This window comes from Psychromarinibacter sediminicola, from assembly GCF_029168335.1.
GTDB classification, from domain to species: domain Bacteria; phylum Pseudomonadota; class Alphaproteobacteria; order Rhodobacterales; family Rhodobacteraceae; genus Psychromarinibacter; species Psychromarinibacter sediminicola.
The window spans coordinates 1-17,418 of the sequence record NZ_JARGYC010000003.1 but is presented as its reverse complement, the minus strand read 5'-3'; the positions used below and the strand labels follow the sequence as shown (position 1 = coordinate 17,418).

Below are 17,418 nucleotides of genomic sequence, written 5' to 3'. Positions count from 1 at the left end.
CTCAGCCTCCCAGAACCTTTTCCGCCGCCGCGATGGCGGCCTCTGCATTGCCGGCGTCCTTGCCGCCGCCCTGGGCCAGGTCGGGCCGGCCGCCGCCGCCCTTGCCGCCCAGTTCGGCCACCGCCGCCTTGACCATGTCCACCGCGCTGACCGAGCCCGTCAGGTCCTCAGTCACGCCCGCGGCCACCGCCGCCTTGCCGCCCGCATCCGCGATCAGCAGGATCGCGCCCGAGCCCAGCCGCGCCTTGTGCTCGTCGATCAGCGACGGCAGGTCGCGGCCTGACACGCCCTGCAGCACCTGCGCCAGGAACTTTCGGCCGCCGACCTCCTTCGCGGCCGGCCCGCCGTCACTCGCGCCGCCCGACATCGCCAGGTCGCGGCGCAACTGCGACACCTCGTTGGTCAGCGCCTTGCGTTCGTCCAGCAGCGCCTTTACCCGCGCCACCGCATCCGGGCCGTAGCTCTTGACCAGATCCTCGATCTCGCCCAGCACCGCGTCGCGCCCGCGCAGCTCGCTCAGCGCGGCGTCGCCGGTCAGCGCCTCGATCCGCCGCACCCCGGCCGACGACGCCGTCTCGGAGGTCAGCGCGAAGGCGCCGATGTCGCCGGTCCGCGTCACATGCGTGCCGCCGCAGAGCTCGATCGAGTAGGTCTCCTTGTCGAGCCCCTTGCCCGTGGGCGCCCGGCCCATGGACACCACGCGCACCTCGTCGCCGTATTTCTCGCCGAACAGCGCCTGCGCCCCGATCTCGCGCGCGTCGTCGGGCGTCATGATCCGCGTCTCGACGGCCGTGTTCTGCCGGATGAACTGGTTCACCTCGCGCTCCACCCGCGAGATCTCGTCCGGGCTCAGCGCCTTGGCATGGCTGAAATCGAAGCGCAGCCGGTCCGGCGCGTTCAGCGAGCCGCGCTGCGCCACGTGGTCCCCCAGCGCCTGCCTGAGCGCCTCGTGCAGCAGGTGCGTCGCCGAGTGGTTCGCCCGGATCAGCGAGCGCCGGGTGTGGTCGACCTTCAGCGCCACCGGCTCGCCTTTCTCCAGCGCGCCCTTCGAGGCCTTGACGAAATGGCCCAGGATCGCGCCGCCGCCGAAGCGCTGCGTGTCCGTGACCTTGCCCTCGACGTCGTGGTCGTTCAGCGAGCGGATCGTGCCGGTGTCGCCCACCTGCCCGCCGGCCTCGCCGTAGAACGGCGTCTGGTTCACGATGATCCAGCCGGCCTCGCCCTCGGGCAGCGAGTCGGTCAGCTTGCCGTCGTTGATGATCGCCAGGATCTGCCCTTCGGCCGTCTCGGTGTCGTAGCCCAGGAACTCGGTCGCGCCGTGTTCTTCGGCCAGGTCGAACCAGATGGCGAGATCCTTCGACTCGCCCGAGCCCGCCCAGGCCGCGCGCGCCTTGGCCTTCTGCTCGGCCATCGCCGCCTCGAAGCCGGCCACGTCGACCGACCGCCCCATCTCGCGCAGCGCGTCCTGCGTCAGGTCCAGCGGGAAGCCGTAGGTGTCGTAGAGCTTGAAGGCCGCGGCACCCGGCAGGTCGGCGCCCTCGGGGATCTTGCCGAGTTCCTCGTCCAGCAGCCGCAGGCCGCGGTCGAGCGTCTGCTTGAACCGCGTCTCCTCCAGCTCCAGCGTCTCCTGGATCAGCGCCTGCGCCCGGCCGAGTTCCGAATAGGCCTGGCCCATCTGCGCCACCAGCGCCGGGACCAGCCGGTGCATCACCGGGTCGGCATTGCCCAGCAGATGCGCGTGCCGCATCGCCCGCCGCATGATCCGCCGCAGGACATAGCCGCGCCCCTCGTTCGACGGCATCACCCCGTCGGCGATCAGGAACGACGTCGAGCGCAGGTGATCCGCGATCACCCGGTGATGCACGTTGCCGTCGCCGTCGGGGTCGGTGTTGGATGCATTCGCCGACGCCTCGATCAGCGCGCGCATCGTGTCGGTGTCGTAATTGTCGTGCTTGCCCTGCAACAGCGCGCCGATCCGCTCCAGCCCCATGCCGGTGTCGATCGACTGCATGTCGAGCGCGCGCATCGAGCCGTCCTCGAACTGCTCGTTCTGCATGAAGACGATGTTCCAGATCTCGATGAACCGGTCGCCGTCTTCCTCGGCGCTGCCCGGCGGGCCGCCCCAGATATGGTCGCCGTGGTCATAGAAGATCTCGGTGCACGGCCCGCAGGGGCCGGTCGGCCCCATCTGCCAGAAGTTGTCCGAGGTATCGATCCGGATGATCCGGTCCTCCGGCACGCCGACCTTCTTCCAGATCTCGAAGGCCTCGTCGTCGGTGTGATAGATCGTGGTCAGCAGGCGTTTCTTGTCGATCCCGAAATCCCGGGTCAGCAGCTCCCAGGCAAACGGGATCGCCTCGGTCTTGAAATAGTCGCCGAAGCTGAAATTCCCCAGCATCTCGAAGAACGTGTGGTGCCGGGCAGTGTAGCCCACATTGTCCAGGTCGTTATGCTTGCCGCCCGCGCGGACGCATTTCTGCGAGGTGGTCGCGCGGGTGTAGTCGCGGTGCTCGACCCCGGTGAACAGGTTCTTGAACTGCACCATCCCCGAGTTGACGAACATCAGCGTCGGGTCGTTGCGCGGCACCAGCGGCGAGGAGGACACGACCTCGTGCCCCTGCCGCCGGAAATAGTCGAGGAAGGTGGATCGGATGTCGTTCAGGCTGGCCATCTGGCGTGCGGTCCGGGCTTGAGAGATAGGCGTCGGCCCCCTTTATCCCCGCGCCTTCCGCGTGTCCACTGCGCTCGCGCGCTCACGCGGCACAGCAGCGCCCCGCCGGCCGCGCCGGACAGGGAAACGGGATGATTTCGGCGCTCGGCCGTGCTGGATTCGGCGCAAAGCGGCCCCGGCCGGTCACGTAATCGCGAATCTCGTCCCGCGTGATCCCGATGTCGCGCAGCACCTCCGCCGGGTATCCGCGCAACGCCCGGATCGCCCGGCGCCGCTCGCGCGCCGCCCTTACCCGCTCGATCAGGGTCCGCATCTTGCCATCCTCCGTTTTCGTGTCGTTCGAGGATAGCGAACGTATATACAAAAAACGGGGACGGCAACCGCCGCCCCCGCATGTCCGATATGCACCCTGCGCGCGGAGGCCTATTCGTCGACCAACGCGTCATCCTCGCTGCCCGCGCCCATGTCGAAATCCAGCCCGTGGGCGGCGCGGATCTTGTCCTCGATGTCCAGCGCCATGTCCGGATGCTCCTTCAGGAAGGTCTTGGCGTTCTCGCGCCCCTGCCCGATTCGCTCGTCGCCATAGGAGAACCACGCGCCCGACTTCTCGACCACGCCGGCCTTCACGCCAAGGTCCAGAAGCTCGCCGGTCTTCGAGATGCCCTCGCCATACATGATGTCGAACTCGACCTGCTTGAACGGCGGCGAGACCTTGTTCTTCACCACCTTCACCCGGGTCTGGTTGCCGACCACCTCGTCGCGGTCCTTGATCGCGCCGATCCGGCGGATGTCCAGCCGGACCGAGGAGTAGAATTTCAGCGCGTTGCCGCCCGTCGTCGTCTCGGGCGAGCCGAACATCACGCCGATCTTCATGCGGATCTGGTTGATGAAGATGACGGTGCATTTCGAGCGGGCAATCGACCCGGTCAGCTTGCGCATCGCCTGGCTCATCAGCCGGGCATGCACGCCGACCGAGCTATCGCCCATGTCGCCTTCCAGCTCCGACTTCGGCGTCAGCGCGGCGACCGAGTCGACCACCACCATGTTGACGGCGCCCGAGCGCACCAGCGTGTCGGTGATCTCCAGCGCCTGCTCGCCGGTGTCGGGCTGCGAGATCAGCAGCTCGTCCAGGTTCACGCCCAGCTTCTTGGCGTATTGCGGGTCCAGCGCGTGTTCGGCGTCGACGAAGGCGCAGACGCCGCCCTTCTTCTGTTCCTCGGCGACGCAATGCAGGGTCAGCGTGGTCTTGCCCGAGCTTTCGGGGCCGTAGATCTCGACGATCCGCCCTTTCGGGATGCCGCCGATGCCGAGCGCGATGTCGAGCCCCAGCGAGCCGGTCGAGGTCGATTCGATGTCCTGCAGCGGGTTGTCGGCGCCGAGCTTCATGATCGAACCCTTGCCGAACTGCCGTTCGATCTGCGCCAGCGCCGAGTCCAGCGCCTTCTGCTTGTCGCTGTCCTTCTTGTCCATCATGTTCAGGAGTTCTGCCGTAGCCATGGATTCCGGTCCCTTATTTCACAGCGCATGCCCCGCGGCAATGACTGCCGATGTTCGCCTCATGTTCCGTTCGCGACAATGCGAACAAAACGTGGACATTTCAAGCCAAATTTTCCTGGTCCCCAGCTTGGCATCCCAGGTCTTAACGAAGGGTTGAGATGCGGAGGAAAATGACCCGCGAGGCGCAAATATCCGAAATCGCCCGGAAATCCGCCACCGGCTCACACCTGGCTCTGCACCGTCTCGGTCAGCTGCGCCAGCGAGAACGGCTTCGGCAGGAACACGGAATTCGGAATCTTCGCGCGGTTGTGCGAGATCGAATCCTCGGCATAGCCCGACACGAAGACGACGCGGGTGTCGGGGCGCGCCTTCAGCGCCTGCGCCACCCAGGTCGGCCCGTCCATTCCCGGCATGACCACGTCGGTCACGAAGACGTCGACCTCCAGGTCCGGATCCTCCAAGAGCTTCAGCGCCGCCTCGGCGCTGTCGGCCTCCAGCACGGTATGCCCGCGCAGCCGCAGCGCCCGGCCGGCAAAGGCCCGCACCGGCGCCTCGTCCTCGACTAGCAGCACGACACCGCCATTCGGCCGCGCCGCGGGCCGCGCGACCGCGTCGCCCGACGCCACCGCCGGCAGGGCGCCGCCGCGATGCGCCGGGAAATACATCGAGAACACGGTCCCCTGCCCCGGGACGCTGTCGGCAAAGATGAACCCGCCGGTCTGCTTGACAATGCCATAGGCCATCGACAGGCCCAGCCCGGTCCCCTCGCCGGTGCGCTTGGTCGAATAGAACGGCTCGAAGATCTTCGCCAGGCGGTCCGCGGCGATGCCGCAGCCCTCGTCCTCGACGGTGACCACGACATAGTCGCCCGCCGGAACCTCGGCGCGGTCGCGATGCAGCGGCTCGGCCAGCCGGACGGCGCGGGTGGCGATCCGGATCTGGCCGCCCTCCGGCATCGCGTCGCGCGCGTTGACGACGAGGTTCATCAGCACCTGCTCCAGCTGGCGCTTGTCGGCGCGGAGCCGCGGCAGGTCGTTGTCGTGGGTCCAGTCGAGCCGGATCTTCTCGCCGACCAGGCGGTTGAGCAGATGCGTCAGGTCGCCGAGCGCGTCGCGCATGTCGATCAGCTCGGGCTGCATGTTCTGCTTGCGCGAGAAGGCCAGCAGCTGGCCGACGAGCGCGGCGGCCCGGTTGGCGTTCTGGTTGATCTGCACGAGGTCGCCGTAATCCGGATCCCCGGCCTCGTGGCGCAGCAGCAGCAGGTCGCAATGCCCTGAAATCGCTGTCAGAAGATTGTTGAAGTCATGCGCCACGCCACCGGCGAGCTGGCCCACCGCCTGCATCTTCTGGCTCTGGACGAACTGCGCCTCCAGCGTCTTCAGCTCGGTCGCGTCGATCAGCACCGCCAAAAGCGAGGTGCCGCCGCCATCCACCATCCGCCCCAGCGCGACCTGCAGATACACGTCCTTCTGCGGCCGGGTGGCGCGCACGACCTCGGCCTGGGTGGTGCCGCGGCCGTCCGAGACGTCGCGCAGCCACTCCTCCACCGGCCGGCCCAGCCCCTCGACCATCGCCGAAAATTCGAGCCCGTCCTCGTCCGGCAGCTCCAGCAGGGTGCGCGCGCGGCGGTTGGCCATCAGGATGCGGCCCTCCGGCGCGATCTTCATGATCGGCACGGGAATCGCGTCGGCATGGGTCAGGTGCCGGTCGGGCGACTCGCTGGGCCAGACATAGACCTGCGTCAGCCCGCCCGGTTCCTCCAGCATCGCCAGATGCGCGGCGAGCTGTCCTTTCGCCGTGTCGAGGTGATGCAGCTGGCCCTTGCGCAGCGGCGGGTCGCTGACGATGCGGTCGATGCTGGCCGGGCGGCCGCCCAGCAGCGCCGCCATGGCCTGGTTCATTTCCACGATGCTGCCGGTCTTGGACAGGCGCAGCATCGGCATCTCGATCTCGGCCGCCGAGGCGGTGCCATGATCGTCCAGCCGCCAGATATGCCCGCACGGCTCCGCCTGCGTCACCGACAGGCGCAGCGCGCCCTTGGCCGTCGCCACATCCTCGGCCGCCGCGCCCTGGGCATCGGCGCGCAGCCGCATCCGGCGCAGGACATGGGCCGGGGCCGCGAAATGATCGCCGATGGCGGCGGCAAGCGTCTGGTCCGGCCGGCCGGGATAGCGCGCCGACGCGGCGGCGTTGCGATAGGTGACGCGGCCGCTTTCGTCGGTCAGAAAGCTGGGCACCGCGTCGCGGCCGATCAGCGCGGCGACCGCGGCCGTCACCCGGCCCTGCCGTGCGCGGTGACGGTGCACCAGCCAGGAGATCGAAAGACCCAGCGCGATCAGCGTGGCGCCGGCCACCAGAAACAGGCTGCCCGCGAAGCCGCCCCGGAAGAAGAGCGCCAGCCCCAGGAAACCGACCGCCGGCGCCAGAACGCGCGGCCAGCGCGGCGCGACGGCCAGCGCGATCCGCGTCAGCGATCCGGGCGGTTCGGCCACGTCCGACAAGCACAGCGCTCCTTTACGATCCGTGCGCCACCCTTCCACGAAAAAAGTTAACGCGGCCTTAAGGCGGATCGGTTTCGTCGCGCATCAGCTGGGCCAGGTAGAATCCGTCGCCGCCGTCGCGCGGGGTCCAGCGGCGCTGGTCCACCAGCCGCCAGGCCGGCGCCGCGGCGCGGAATGCCGCCACGGTCCGGTCGTTCTCGGCCGCCAGCAGCGAACAGGTCGCATAGGCCAGCGTGCCGCCCGGCGCGACCAGATCACATGAACGCAGCAATATATCCATCTGGATTTCCTGCAATTCCCGAAGTCGCGCAGGCGTCAGCCTCCACTTCGCCTCGGGGCTCCGCCGCCAGGCGCCGCTGCCCGAGCACGGTGCATCGCAGAGCACCAGGTCGAAGCGTCCCGCCGACGGCAAAGCCTCCGTCGCGACCGTCTCGATCCGCACCCCGGCCCGCCGCGCCCGCTCCGGCAGGTCGCGCATCCGCCGCGGGTCGGCATCGTGTGCCACCACCTCCGCGCCGCGCGCGGCCAGCGCCAGCGCCTTGCCGCCGCCGCCCGCGCAATAGTCCAGCACCCGCGTCCCCGGCCCCGCCGGCAAGGCGGCGCAGACCGCCTGACTCGCGGCGTCCTGCAACTCGACGAGCCCCTCGCGATAGGCGCGCGTGCCCTGCACCCGGCGCGGGTTCTCGGTGACCTCCAGCGCCGTCTCCGCCAACGGATGCGGCCGGGTCGACACGCCCTCTTCGGCCAGCGCGGCGCGGGCCTCGGCCACCTCCGCCTTCGCCGCATTCACGCGCAGGAAAACCGGCGCCCGGCGACGCAGCGCTTCCAGCACCGGGGTGCAATCGTCCCCGAGGCTCTCGGCCATCGGCGGCATCAGCCAGTCCGGCATGTCCAGCCGCACCGCCTCGGGCGCGTCCTCCAGCGACTCGCCGCCCTCGTCCGCGCCCACCGGCGCCGGCGCGAAGCGCGCGCCGGTGAACATCTCCTCCGGCGCTCCCCCCGCCAGCCGCACCGCACCCAGCATCAGCCCACGGCCGGTGTCGGCCCCGCCGACCCAGGCGCAGGAGCGCCGGCAGCGCAGCGCGTCGAAGACATGGTCGCGGATCGCCGCACGGTCGCCGGAGCCGGCGAACCGGTGCCCTCGTGCCCAGCCGGTCAGCACCTTCTCGGCCGCCTCGCCGGCCAGCACGGCGTCGAGTACCTCGATCGCCGCCGCGATCCGCGCCGCGGGCGTCACCTGAAGATCACCGCGTAATCGGCTGACATATCACATCATCCGGTAGTTCGGACTCTCCCGGGTGATCTGCACGTCATGCACGTGGCTTTCCTTCAGCCCGGCGCCCGTGATCCGCACGAAGGAGCAGTTCCGCCGCATCTCCTCGACGGTGGCGCAGCCGGTATAGCCCATCGCCGCGCGCAGCCCGCCGACCAGTTGGTGGATCACCGCGCCGGCCGAACCCTTGTAGGGCACCTGCCCCTCGATCCCCTCGGGCACCAGCTTGTCGCTGGCGGCGTCCTTCTGGAAATACCGATCGGCCGAGCCGCGCGCCATGGCGCCCATCGAGCCCATGCCGCGATACGACTTGAACGACCGCCCCTGGTACAGGATCACCTCGCCGGGCGACTCGTCGGTCCCGGCGATCATCGAGCCCACCATCGCGCAGGACGCCCCCGCCGCGATGGCCTTGGCGAAATCGCCCGAGAACTTGATGCCGCCGTCGGCGATCACCGGCACGTCGCCGGCCGCCTCGACGCAGTCCATGATTGCCGTCAGCTGCGGCATGCCGACCCCGGCGACCATCCGCGTGGTGCAGATCGAGCCCGGGCCGATCCCGACCTTCACGGCATCCGCGCCCGCGTCGATCAGCGCGCGCGTCGCCGCGGCCGTGGCCACGTTGCCGGCGATCACCTGCAACTCGTTCGACAGCCGCTTGGCCCGGCTCACCGCCTCCAGCACGCCGGCGGAATGCCCATGCGCGGTGTCGACCACCACGATGTCGACCCCGGCATCGACCAGCGCCTCGGTCCGCTCGAACCCGGCATCGCCCACCGAGGTCGCCGCCGCCACGCGCAGCCGGCCCAGCCGGTCCTTGCTGGCCGTCGGGTTCACCACGGCCTTCTCGGTATCCTTCAGCGTCAGAAGACCGGTCAGCTTGCCCTGCGCGTCCGTCACCAGCAGCTTCTCGATCCGCCGCGCCTTCATCAGGCTGATCGCCTCCTCGCGGTCGGCGGGCTCCTGCAGGATGGCGAGGTTGTCCGAGGTCATCATCACCCGCACCGGCGTGTCGTCCGCATCGGCGAAGCGCATGTCGCGATTGGTGACGATGCCCACGACGCGGCCCTGGTCGTCCACCACCGGGAAGCCGGTGAAATTGTACCGCTCGATCAGCGCCTTGGCGTCGCCCAGCGTCTGATCGGGGCGCAGCGTGACGGGGTTGTAGACGATGCCCGACTCGAACCGCTTGACCCGCCGCACCTCGCGCGACTGGGTCTCGACGTCCAGGTTCTTGTGGATCACCCCGATGCCGCCGGCCTGCGCCATGGTGATCGCCATCCGGCTTTCGGTGACGGTGTCCATCGCAGAGGACAGAAGCGGAATGTTCAGCGCGATGTCCTTCGTCACCCGCGTCGACGTGTCCGCCGTCGAGGGCAGAACGGCCGAGGCGGCCGGAACGAGCAGGACGTCATCGAAGGTAAGTGCCTCGCGAATCACCATCTGGGTCTCCATCGGGGGATATCGGTTGGCGCCTCCCTATTGCATGGGTTGGCATCGGGGGAAAGAGGCGACATCCATGGAATCGAAAGAAGGCGCCCCTGGCCTTCGCGCGAATCGATTAAGGAGCCCCCGCGATGACCGACGCGCCGCTGTCCGGTGTCACCATCCTCGACCTGACCCATGTTCTGGCCGGACCCTACTGCACGATGATCCTGTCGGATCTCGGCGCGAAGGTGATCAAGGTGGAACGCCCCGGCGCCGGCGACGACACCCGCGAGTTCCCGCCCTTCGTCGACGGGATGAGCGCCTATTTCGCCACCATCAACCACGGCAAGCAGTCCATCGCGCTGGACCTGCGGCAGGAGGACGACCGCAAGGTCTTCGACCGCCTGCTGGCGCGCGCCGACATAGTGGTGGAGAACTACCGCCCCGGCGTGATGGAGCGGCTCGGCTACGGCTGGGAGGCGCTGCACGCGACATACCCGCGGCTCATCTACGGCGCCGTTTCGGGCTTCGGCCATACCGGGCCGGAGGCCGGCAAACCCGCCTATGACATGGTCGTGCAGGCGCGCGGCGGCGTGATGTCGATCACCGGCGAGAAGGATCGCGAGCCGGTGCGCGTCGGCGCCTCGGTCGGCGACATCGTGGCGGGCATGTTCCTGGTGCAGGGGCTGATGGCGGCGCTGATCGCGCGCGAGAAGACCGGCGAAGGGCAGAAGATCGACGTGGCGATGCTGGATTCGCAGATCGCCATCCTCGAACACGCCGTCGCGCTGACCTCGGCGACGGGGCAGATCCCCGGCCCCTCGGGCGCCCGCCACCCCACGATCACCCCGTTCGAGACCTACCACGCCAAGGATGGCCTGTTCGTCATCGCCGCCGGCAACGACGTGCTGTTCCGCCGCCTCTGCGAGGCGCTGGGCATGGACCTTGCCGACGATCCGCGCTTTGCCACCAACCGGGCGCGCTGCGACAACGTGAAGGTGCTGAAGCGGCTGATCGAGACGATCACGCTGGAAAAGCCCAAGCAGCACTGGATCGACCTGCTGCAGCAGGCCGGCATCCCCACCGGCGCCATCCAGAACGTGGCCGAGGCGCTGAAGGATCCGCAGCTTCTGGCCCGCTCCATGGTGGTCGACGTGCCCAGCCGGTCGGGCCATGTCTTCACCGCCGCCGGCAACCCGATCAAGATGTCGGCGCTGCCCGACACCACCACGCGCGGGCCGGTGCCGGAACTGGACGGCGACCGGCAGGCGATCCTCGACTGGCTGGACGAGGGGCGGGCGGCGGAGTAGCTGCCGGTTTCGGACCGCTGCGCGGTCCGACCGTGGTGGGGGGCCAGCCCCCGCCGTCCATCGGGCTTGAACCGATGGCGCACGATGAACGGCCCCCCGGGATATTTCAGACCAGAAGAAGGTGCGGAGATCGGGCGAGCGGAGAGCCCTGTCTTTATTATCAGATGTTTGCGCGTCTCTCTTCACGCAACGGCGCTGTTCGTCTTCACCGCCAGCGCACCCTTGGCCCACATCTGCAGCACCTTGGCGGCGATCCAGGGCAAGAGCAACGTCGCGAGGACCAGAAGCACGCCGCCGGTCACCCGGAACGGCGCCGCGACCGGGCTCAGGAGCAGCAACAGCCCGGCGAAGGCCGCCAGCGGGAAGGTGAACGCGCCCCAGAGCGGGCTGAACCCCGCCGCGCGCAGCGGCACGTTCCAGACGACCAGCGCCACGAACAGCACCGCCGCCCCCGCGCAGAAGGCCAGCGCCACGCCGGTGAGCCCCAGCAGCACCCCTGCCGTGCCGAACAGCGCCATGGGCGCGAGGTGGATCGCCAGGAGCGGCCGGAGCGGCGCCGGCGGGGGGCGGGTGGCGAACTGTACCGCGCTCACCGCGAAGATCAGCGCCGCCACCGGCAGCGTGCCGTAGAAGGCCGCCCAGGCCACACCCGGCAGCCCCAGCGGCACGGCGGCGAGCGGCGCCACGATGAAGCCGACGAAGGTCAGGTGCCAGGCGGGCGTCACCATCCGCCCCTCCGGCGGGCTCGCCACCAGCACGTAGATGACAAGCGCCGCCAGCATCCCGTGCAGCCCCAGCCCGCAGACCAGGACCACCCGCGCCGCGCCCGGCGCAAAGGGCACGAGCCCGGCGGCCAATAGCATCACCGACATCGACAGCGCCGCGAGGCCCAGCCGCCCCGGCAGCACCCGCAAGTCCTCGATCACGGCCCCCGGCCGCCGCATCGCCTTCGCCGCATAGGCCGCCAGGGCCCCCAGGAACAGCAATGTCACCGCGCCCAGCAGCAGGTCGCTGACCCAGCCCAGCCGGTCGAACGCCTCGCTCGCGCGCCGCCAGGCCAGCGCCAGCCCGAACAGCCCCATGAGCGGCGGAAACACCGCCGGCGGGGTCCGCCGCCAGAAGGCCACGCGCTGTACCGGATCCTGTCTCATCGCCCCCTCGCATTCCGCTTGCCGAATGCGACCAGTTACGCGCCCGCCCGCTCCCGTGCCAAGCGCCCATTCGCCGCAGACGAGCCTTGCACCCTGCCCCGCTCTGCGCAACCGTGCGGCCATGACCGGACATGGATACGATAGCGGCCGCCTCGACCTGCCCTTCGTCGGGCTGCCCAGCTTCGGAAAGCGCCCCGTCGAGGCCGACTGGTCGCGGATCGACGCCGACGCCGCGATCCTAGGCGCCCCCTTCGACGGCGGGACGCAGTACCGCCCCGGCGCCCGCTTCGGCCCCCGCGCGGTGCGCGAGGCGTCGACCCTGTTCTCCTTCGGCCATGCCGGCGCCTACGACCACGAGGACGACGTCACCTATCTCGGCCCCGATGTGCGCCTCGTCGATATCGGCGATGCCGACATTGTCCATACCGACACCGCACAAAGCCACGCAAATATTCGCAAGGGCGTCGAGGCGATCCTGGCCGCCGGGGCCCTGCCGGTGGTGATCGGCGGCGACCACTCGGTCAACATCCCCTGCATCGACGCTTTCGAAAAATCCGGCGATTTCCACGTCCTGCAGATCGACGCTCACCTGGATTTCGTCGACGAACGCCACGGCGTGCGCTATGGCCACGGCAACCCGATGCGCCGCGCCGCCGAGAAGCCCTATGTCACCGGCCTGACCCAGATCGGCATCCGCAACGTCTCCTCCACCGCGCGCGAGGGCTACGAGGATGCCCGCGCCATGGGCTCGACGATCCTGTCGGTGCGCCAGGCCCGCCGGCTCGGCCCCGCCGCCGCGCTCGACAGCATCCCCGCGGGCGCACCGCTTTACGTCACCATCGACATCGACGGCTTCTGCCCGTCCATTGCGCCGGGGACCGGCACGCCCAGCCATGGCGGCTTTCTCTATTACGAGGGGCTGGAGCTGCTGCAAGAGGCCGCCAACCGCCACCGCATCGTCGGCATCGACCTGGTCGAGGTGGCGCCGGACTACGACCCCTCGGGGTCCACCCAGATCCTCGCCGCGCAGCTTCTGCTGAACTTTCTGGGCTTCGTGTTCCACGCGCGGACCGGGCAATGAAGGTTCTCGTCGCCGGCGCCGGCCCCACGGGCCTGACCGCCGCGCTGGAGCTCGCCCGGCGCGGCGCCGAGCTGCGCATCGTCGAGAAACGCCCCGATCCCTCGCCCTTCTCCCGCGCGGTCGGCATCACCCGCGGCTCGATGGAGATCCTGCGCCCCTCCGGCGTGGCCGAGGCGCTGATGGCCGAGGCGGTCACCTTCTCGGCCATCGCGTTCCATGTCGGCGCGCGCCCGATCGCGCATCTGCCGATGGATTTCGACGACCGCTCGCGCATCTGGGGCCTGCCGCAGGACCGGACCGAAGCGCATCTCGCCCAGGCGCTGCGGCGCCACGGCGTCGAGGTCGAGTACGGCACGCCGGTGACGAAGGTCGCGCAGGACGAACGTGGCGTCACCGTCCGAACCGCGTCGGACGAGGACCGCGCCGACCTGCTGATCGGGGCCGACGGCGTCGGCAGCACGGTGCGCGAGGCGCTCGGCCTCGACTTCCCGGGCTACGAGCTGCCCGAGACCTGGTCCATCGCGGATGTCGAAAGCGCCGCCTGGCCCGATCCCACCGCCTTTCACGGCTATCTTCTGCCGCAGGGCGCCGTCTGTGTCGTGGTGCCCCTCGGCCCCAGCCGCTTTCGCATCATCGCCTCGCAGCCCGACGCGCTGGCCGCGCTGCCGGTGCCGATGCAGGTCGACGCGACGCATCGCGCGGGCACGTTCCACATCTCGGTCCGCCAGGTGCGCGACTATGCGCAGGGCCGCGTGTTCCTGGCCGGCGACGCCGCGCATTGCCATTCGCCCGTCGGCGGGCGCGGCATGAATCTCGGGATCGCCGACGCCGCCGACCTTGCCGCGCGCATCGTCGAGGGTCGCACCGACGGCTACGCCGCCGCCCGCCATGCCGCCTCCGCGCGGATCATGACGGCCACCGAACGCGCCCGGCGCCTGCTGCAGGGCGGCCCGCTTCGCCGCGGCCTGGCGACCTCGGTGCTGCGCCTTGCGGCAGCCGTTCCGCCCGTCGGCCGCGCCTTCGTCCACCGCTTCGTCGGCGGCTGAGCCCGCCGCGGACGGGTCAGCCCGCGGCCAGGTCCGCCCCGAGACGCAGGTTTCTCAGCTTCTTCCAGGTGACCTCGGGGTCGATCTTGCCGAAGCCCGCGAAGGTTCCGAAGCCGCAATCGGTGCTGGCGATCACCCGGTCGGCGCCGACGATGTCGATGAACCGCTGCAACCGCTGCGCGACGAGCTGCGGGTGCTCGACATAGTTCGAACAGGTGTCGATGACGCCCGGCGCCAGGATCTTGTCGTCGGGGATCTCGGCGTCGCGCCAGACGACCCATTCGTGCTCGTGGCAGGGATTGGCGCTTTCGAACAGGATGGTATTCGGCCGCGCCGACAGCACCACGTCGATCACCTTTTCCAGCGCGATGTCGTGGTCGTGCGGGCCCTCGTAATTGCCCCAGCACAGGTGCATCCGCATCCGGTCGGCCGGCAGCCCCTCGGTCGCGGCGTTCAGCGCCTCGACGTTCAGCGCGGCGATCTTGACGAACTCCTCCTCGGACAGGTCCTGATAGCCGGTATGCGCCGACATCGCCAGGTCGGGGCAGTCGAACTGGATATCCAGCCCGGCGTCGAGGATGGCCTCGTATTCCGGGCGCATCGCCGCGACCAGCGCGTCGAGATAGGCTTCGTGGCTGGGGTAGTACTTGTTGACCTGAAACGCCGTGATCAGCCCCGGCGAGGCCGCATTCATGAAGGCGCGCGTGCCGTCGCCCTCGGCCTCCAGCGCGCTCTTGAACCGGCGGATATCGTCGAGCGCCGGCTGCAGGTCGATCAGCTTGACCTCGTCGACGCAGGAGGCGCGGGTGAATTCCTGGCTGCCCATGATCGCGCCGAGCTTCTTGGCGAGATCCGGATGCGCGGCGAGGTCCTTTGCCGGTTTCCGCTCGATATGGCCGCCGAAGCCGCTCAGGCGTTCCTGCATGTAGGTCGAATAGCCGACCTTCCCCAGCTCGCCATCCGACACGATGGTGACGCCGGCCTCGCGCTGGTGCCGGACCGCGTCGTTGATCGCGGCCTGGACCGTCCGTTCGAATTCCGCGCGGTCGTAGGGCTCGCCCTTGTCCTTGGCCAGCAGCAAGGCCGAGAGACGGTCGCCGCGCGGCAGGCTTCCGACATGGGTCGTCGCGATGGTCATGATCTGTGCTCGTCGATGTCCGGGCTGTTGCGGGCGTATCAGACCACCCCGCCGCCGGAATGACAACCGGGACGGCCCGAGGGGGCGCCGGAACCAGGGCATCCGGGGACACCGCTTTTCGCTCGACATGTATAGTTGTCTAGTTGTAGGCATCGAACAGCCCCCTGCCGACTACGCGAGGCGCCCATGTCCGACTGTCCCGCCATCGACCCGCCGCGCCTCGGAGAGCCCTATCTGCTCACCCCCGGCCCGCTGACGACGTCTTACGCGGTCAAGCAGGCGATGCTGCGCGACTGGGGCAGCTGGGACGGCGATTTCCGGGCGATGACGGCCGAGATGCGCGAGCGGCTGGTGGCGATGCTGGGCGACGGTCACGAGGCCTTCACCTGCGTGCCGATGCAGGGCTCCGGCTCGTTCTCGGTCGAGGCGATGCTGGGCAGTTTCGTGCCACGCGACGGCAAGGCGCTGGTGCTGGCCAACGGCGCCTACGGGCAGCGGGCGGCGCAGGCGCTGGCCTATATCGGGCGGGCCTTCGACGCGCTGGACAAGGGCGACTACCTGCCGCCGCGCGGGCCCGAAGTGGCGGCGAGGCTGGCGGCGGACCCGGCCGTCACCCATGTGGTCGCGATCCATTGCGAGACCTCGTCGGGCATCCTGAACCCGCTGGCCGAGATCGCCGAGGCGGTGGCGGCGGCGGGCCGCACGCTTCTGGTCGATGCGATGTCGGCCTTCGGCGCGCTGCCCCTGCCCCCGGCCGAGGTGCCCTATGCGGCGCTGGTCTCCTCGGCGAACAAGTGCATCGAGGGCGTGCCGGGCTTCGGCTTCGTGCTGGCGCGGCGCGAGGCGGTCGTGGCCGCCGAGGGCAACGCGCATTCGCTCTGCCTGGACGTGCACGCGCAATGGGCGGCGATGGAGGCGACGGGCCAGTGGCGCTATACGCCGCCGACCCACGCCGTCGCGGCCTTCCTGGAGGCGCTGCGCGCGCACGCGGCCGAGGGCGGCGTGGCGGCGCGCGGGGCGCGCTATGCCGAGAACCGCGACGTTCTGGTGGCGGGGATGCGCGCGCTGGGATTCGAGACGCTGCTGGCCGACCGCTGGCTGTCGCCGATCATCACCACCTTCTTCTGCCCGGCCGATCCGGCCTTCTCGTTCGACGCGTTCTACGACGGGATGAAGGCGCGCGGCTTCATCATCTATCCCGGCAAGCTGACGGTCGCGGAGTCGTTCCGGCTGGGCCATATCGGCCAGGTGGACGCCGACGTGATGCGGCAGGCCGTGGCGGCGGTGGAGGCGACCCTGCGGGCGCTGGGCGTGACGGACCCGGCACCGCCCGCGGCCGCCCTGGCGGAACGCGCGAAACTGGGAGAGGCGGCATGAGCCGGTTCAAGGCGGTGGTGTTCGACTGGGCCGGCACGATGGTGGATTTCGGCTCCTTCGCGCCGATGGGCGTGTTCGTGAAGGCGTTCGAGCAGTTCGGCATCCCGGTGACGATCGCGCAGGCGCGCGCGCCGATGGGCGCGGCGAAGTGGGACCATATCCGGGCGATGATGGACATGCCGGAGATCGCGGCCGCCTGGGCCGAGAAGTACGGGGCGGCACCGACCGACGCCGACGTGGACAGGGTCTATGCGGTCTTCGTGCCGATGAACGAGGAGGTGGTGGCCGAGTATGCCGATCTGGTGCCCGGTGCGCTGGAGACGCTGGCCTATCTGCGCGGGCGCGGCATGAAGATCGGCTCGACCACGGGCTACACCCGCTCGATCATGGAGCGGGTGCTGCCGGTGGCGGCCGAGCAGGGCTACGCGCCCGACAACCTGGTATGCTCGGACGACCTGCCCGAGGGGCGGCCGGGGCCGCTGGGGATGTACCAGTGCTTCGTTGACCTCGCCGTGTATCCGCCCGAGGCCGTCATCAAGGTGGACGACACCGCGCCGGGGATCGCCGAGGGCGTGGCCGCTGGCTGCGTGACCGTGGGGCTGACGCTGTCGGGCAACCATGTGGGCAAGACCCCGGAGGAGCTGGCGGCCTGTTCGGAGGCCGAGCTGCAGGGCTTCCGCGAGTCGGCCGGCGCGGCGCTGCGGGCGGCGGGGGCCGATTACGTGATCGACACGGTGGCGGAGTTGCCGGCGTTGATCGAGGGGTTGGAGGCGGCGGAGTAATCCGTCGCGGACCCTGAGCGCGGCCGCGGGTGGGGGGCGTTTGGCGCATTCGCTCTGAACGGTGCCTCGCGCGGAACAAGGCGAAGCCGCCGCGCAAGCGCCGCCTCTCGGCGATTGCTCTGCAATCGCCTGTCGGCAGGGCATTGCATAGCAATGCCCGAGA

The 17,418-nt window shown here is 69.7% G+C and carries 13 protein-coding genes; 5 read left to right on the top strand and 8 right to left on the bottom strand.

Annotation, left to right across the window (positions count from 1 at the left end; all coding sequences use genetic code 11):
- Position 1: 1 nt before the first annotated feature.
- The 6 genes from alaS to guaB form a co-directional block, all read right to left on the bottom strand.
- Complete coding sequence (gene alaS / locus P1J78_RS01690) at positions 2-2,671, bottom strand: alanine--tRNA ligase (RefSeq protein WP_275565581.1); 2,670 nt, start codon at positions 2,669-2,671, stop codon at positions 2-4.
- 82 nt (positions 2,672-2,753) lie between these two features.
- Positions 2,754-2,984 carry a YjiS-like domain-containing protein gene (locus P1J78_RS01685; RefSeq protein ID WP_275565580.1) on the bottom strand — a complete coding sequence of 77 codons (231 nt, stop codon included), beginning with the start codon at positions 2,982-2,984 and terminating at the stop codon, positions 2,754-2,756.
- A 110-nt stretch (positions 2,985-3,094) separates the two neighbouring features.
- Positions 3,095-4,168: a recombinase RecA gene (recA, locus tag P1J78_RS01680; protein ID WP_275565579.1), complete on the bottom strand. Its 1,074-nt coding sequence runs from the start codon at positions 4,166-4,168 to the stop codon at positions 3,095-3,097.
- 221 nt (positions 4,169-4,389) lie between these two features.
- A complete protein-coding gene (locus tag P1J78_RS01675; RefSeq protein ID WP_275565700.1) occupies positions 4,390-6,660 on the bottom strand; it encodes a hybrid sensor histidine kinase/response regulator in 2,271 nt (756 codons plus the stop codon).
- 67 nt (positions 6,661-6,727) lie between these two features.
- Entirely contained in the window at positions 6,728-7,906 is a 1,179-nt protein-coding gene (locus P1J78_RS01670) for an RsmB/NOP family class I SAM-dependent RNA methyltransferase (protein WP_275565578.1), read from the bottom strand.
- Positions 7,907-7,936: 30 nt separating this feature from the next.
- On the bottom strand, positions 7,937-9,385 hold the full coding sequence (gene guaB, locus P1J78_RS01665; RefSeq protein ID WP_275565699.1) for an IMP dehydrogenase: 1,449 nt from the start codon (positions 9,383-9,385) through the stop codon (positions 7,937-7,939).
- A gap of 134 nt (positions 9,386-9,519) precedes the next feature.
- Here guaB and P1J78_RS01660 point away from each other — a divergent pair, with 134 nt between their 5' ends.
- On the top strand, positions 9,520-10,680 hold the full coding sequence (locus P1J78_RS01660) for a CaiB/BaiF CoA transferase family protein (RefSeq protein ID WP_275565577.1): 1,161 nt from the start codon (positions 9,520-9,522) through the stop codon (positions 10,678-10,680).
- Between the two features lie 182 nt (positions 10,681-10,862).
- Here the strand turns inward: P1J78_RS01660 and P1J78_RS01655 are convergent, their stop codons facing one another.
- On the bottom strand, positions 10,863-11,831 hold the full coding sequence (locus P1J78_RS01655) for a TDT family transporter (protein ID WP_275565576.1): 969 nt from the start codon (positions 11,829-11,831) through the stop codon (positions 10,863-10,865).
- Positions 11,832-11,952: 121 nt separating this feature from the next.
- Between P1J78_RS01655 and speB the strand changes: the two genes are divergently transcribed.
- A complete protein-coding gene (speB, locus tag P1J78_RS01650) occupies positions 11,953-12,912 on the top strand; it encodes an agmatinase (RefSeq protein ID WP_275565575.1) in 960 nt (319 codons plus the stop codon).
- The gene (locus P1J78_RS01645; protein WP_275565574.1) at positions 12,909-13,958 is read left to right on the top strand and encodes an FAD-dependent oxidoreductase; all 1,050 of its coding nucleotides are present in this window, start codon (positions 12,909-12,911) and stop codon (positions 13,956-13,958) included. Before speB ends, P1J78_RS01645 begins: the two co-directional genes overlap by 4 nt.
- Before the next feature lie 16 nt (positions 13,959-13,974).
- Here the strand turns inward: P1J78_RS01645 and P1J78_RS01640 are convergent, their stop codons facing one another.
- A complete protein-coding gene (locus tag P1J78_RS01640) occupies positions 13,975-15,096 on the bottom strand; it encodes a cobalamin-independent methionine synthase II family protein (protein ID WP_275565573.1) in 1,122 nt (373 codons plus the stop codon).
- A gap of 186 nt (positions 15,097-15,282) precedes the next feature.
- Between P1J78_RS01640 and P1J78_RS01635 the strand changes: the two genes are divergently transcribed.
- Both P1J78_RS01635 and phnX read left to right on the top strand, forming a co-directional pair.
- Complete coding sequence (locus tag P1J78_RS01635; RefSeq protein ID WP_275565572.1) at positions 15,283-16,473, top strand: 2-aminoethylphosphonate--pyruvate transaminase; 1,191 nt, start codon at positions 15,283-15,285, stop codon at positions 16,471-16,473.
- The gene (phnX, locus tag P1J78_RS01630; protein WP_275565571.1) at positions 16,470-17,255 is read left to right on the top strand and encodes a phosphonoacetaldehyde hydrolase; all 786 of its coding nucleotides are present in this window, start codon (positions 16,470-16,472) and stop codon (positions 17,253-17,255) included. Before P1J78_RS01635 ends, phnX begins: the two co-directional genes overlap by 4 nt.
- Positions 17,256-17,418: the final 163 nt, after the last annotated feature.

Excerpts from the sequence above, each read along its gene's own strand:
- alaS (WP_275565581.1), bottom strand. The coding sequence starts at position 2,671 with ATGGCCAGCCTGAACGACATCCGATCCACCTTCCTCGACTATTTCCGG.
- recA (WP_275565579.1), bottom strand. The coding sequence starts at position 4,168 with ATGGCTACGGCAGAACTCCTGAACATGATGGACAAGAAGGACAGCGAC.
- phnX (WP_275565571.1), top strand. The coding sequence starts at position 16,470 with ATGAGCCGGTTCAAGGCGGTGGTGTTCGACTGGGCCGGCACGATGGTG.
- P1J78_RS01635 (WP_275565572.1), top strand. The coding sequence starts at position 15,283 with ATGTCCGACTGTCCCGCCATCGACCCGCCGCGCCTCGGAGAGCCCTAT.
- P1J78_RS01640 (WP_275565573.1), bottom strand. The coding sequence starts at position 15,096 with ATGACCATCGCGACGACCCATGTCGGAAGCCTGCCGCGCGGCGACCGT.
- P1J78_RS01655 (WP_275565576.1), bottom strand. The coding sequence starts at position 11,831 with ATGAGACAGGATCCGGTACAGCGCGTGGCCTTCTGGCGGCGGACCCCG.
- guaB (WP_275565699.1), bottom strand. The coding sequence starts at position 9,385 with ATGGTGATTCGCGAGGCACTTACCTTCGATGACGTCCTGCTCGTTCCG.
- P1J78_RS01685 (WP_275565580.1), bottom strand. The coding sequence starts at position 2,984 with ATGCGGACCCTGATCGAGCGGGTAAGGGCGGCGCGCGAGCGGCGCCGG.
- P1J78_RS01660 (WP_275565577.1), top strand. The coding sequence starts at position 9,520 with ATGACCGACGCGCCGCTGTCCGGTGTCACCATCCTCGACCTGACCCAT.
- speB (WP_275565575.1), top strand. The coding sequence starts at position 11,953 with ATGACCGGACATGGATACGATAGCGGCCGCCTCGACCTGCCCTTCGTC.
- P1J78_RS01645 (WP_275565574.1), top strand. The coding sequence starts at position 12,909 with ATGAAGGTTCTCGTCGCCGGCGCCGGCCCCACGGGCCTGACCGCCGCG.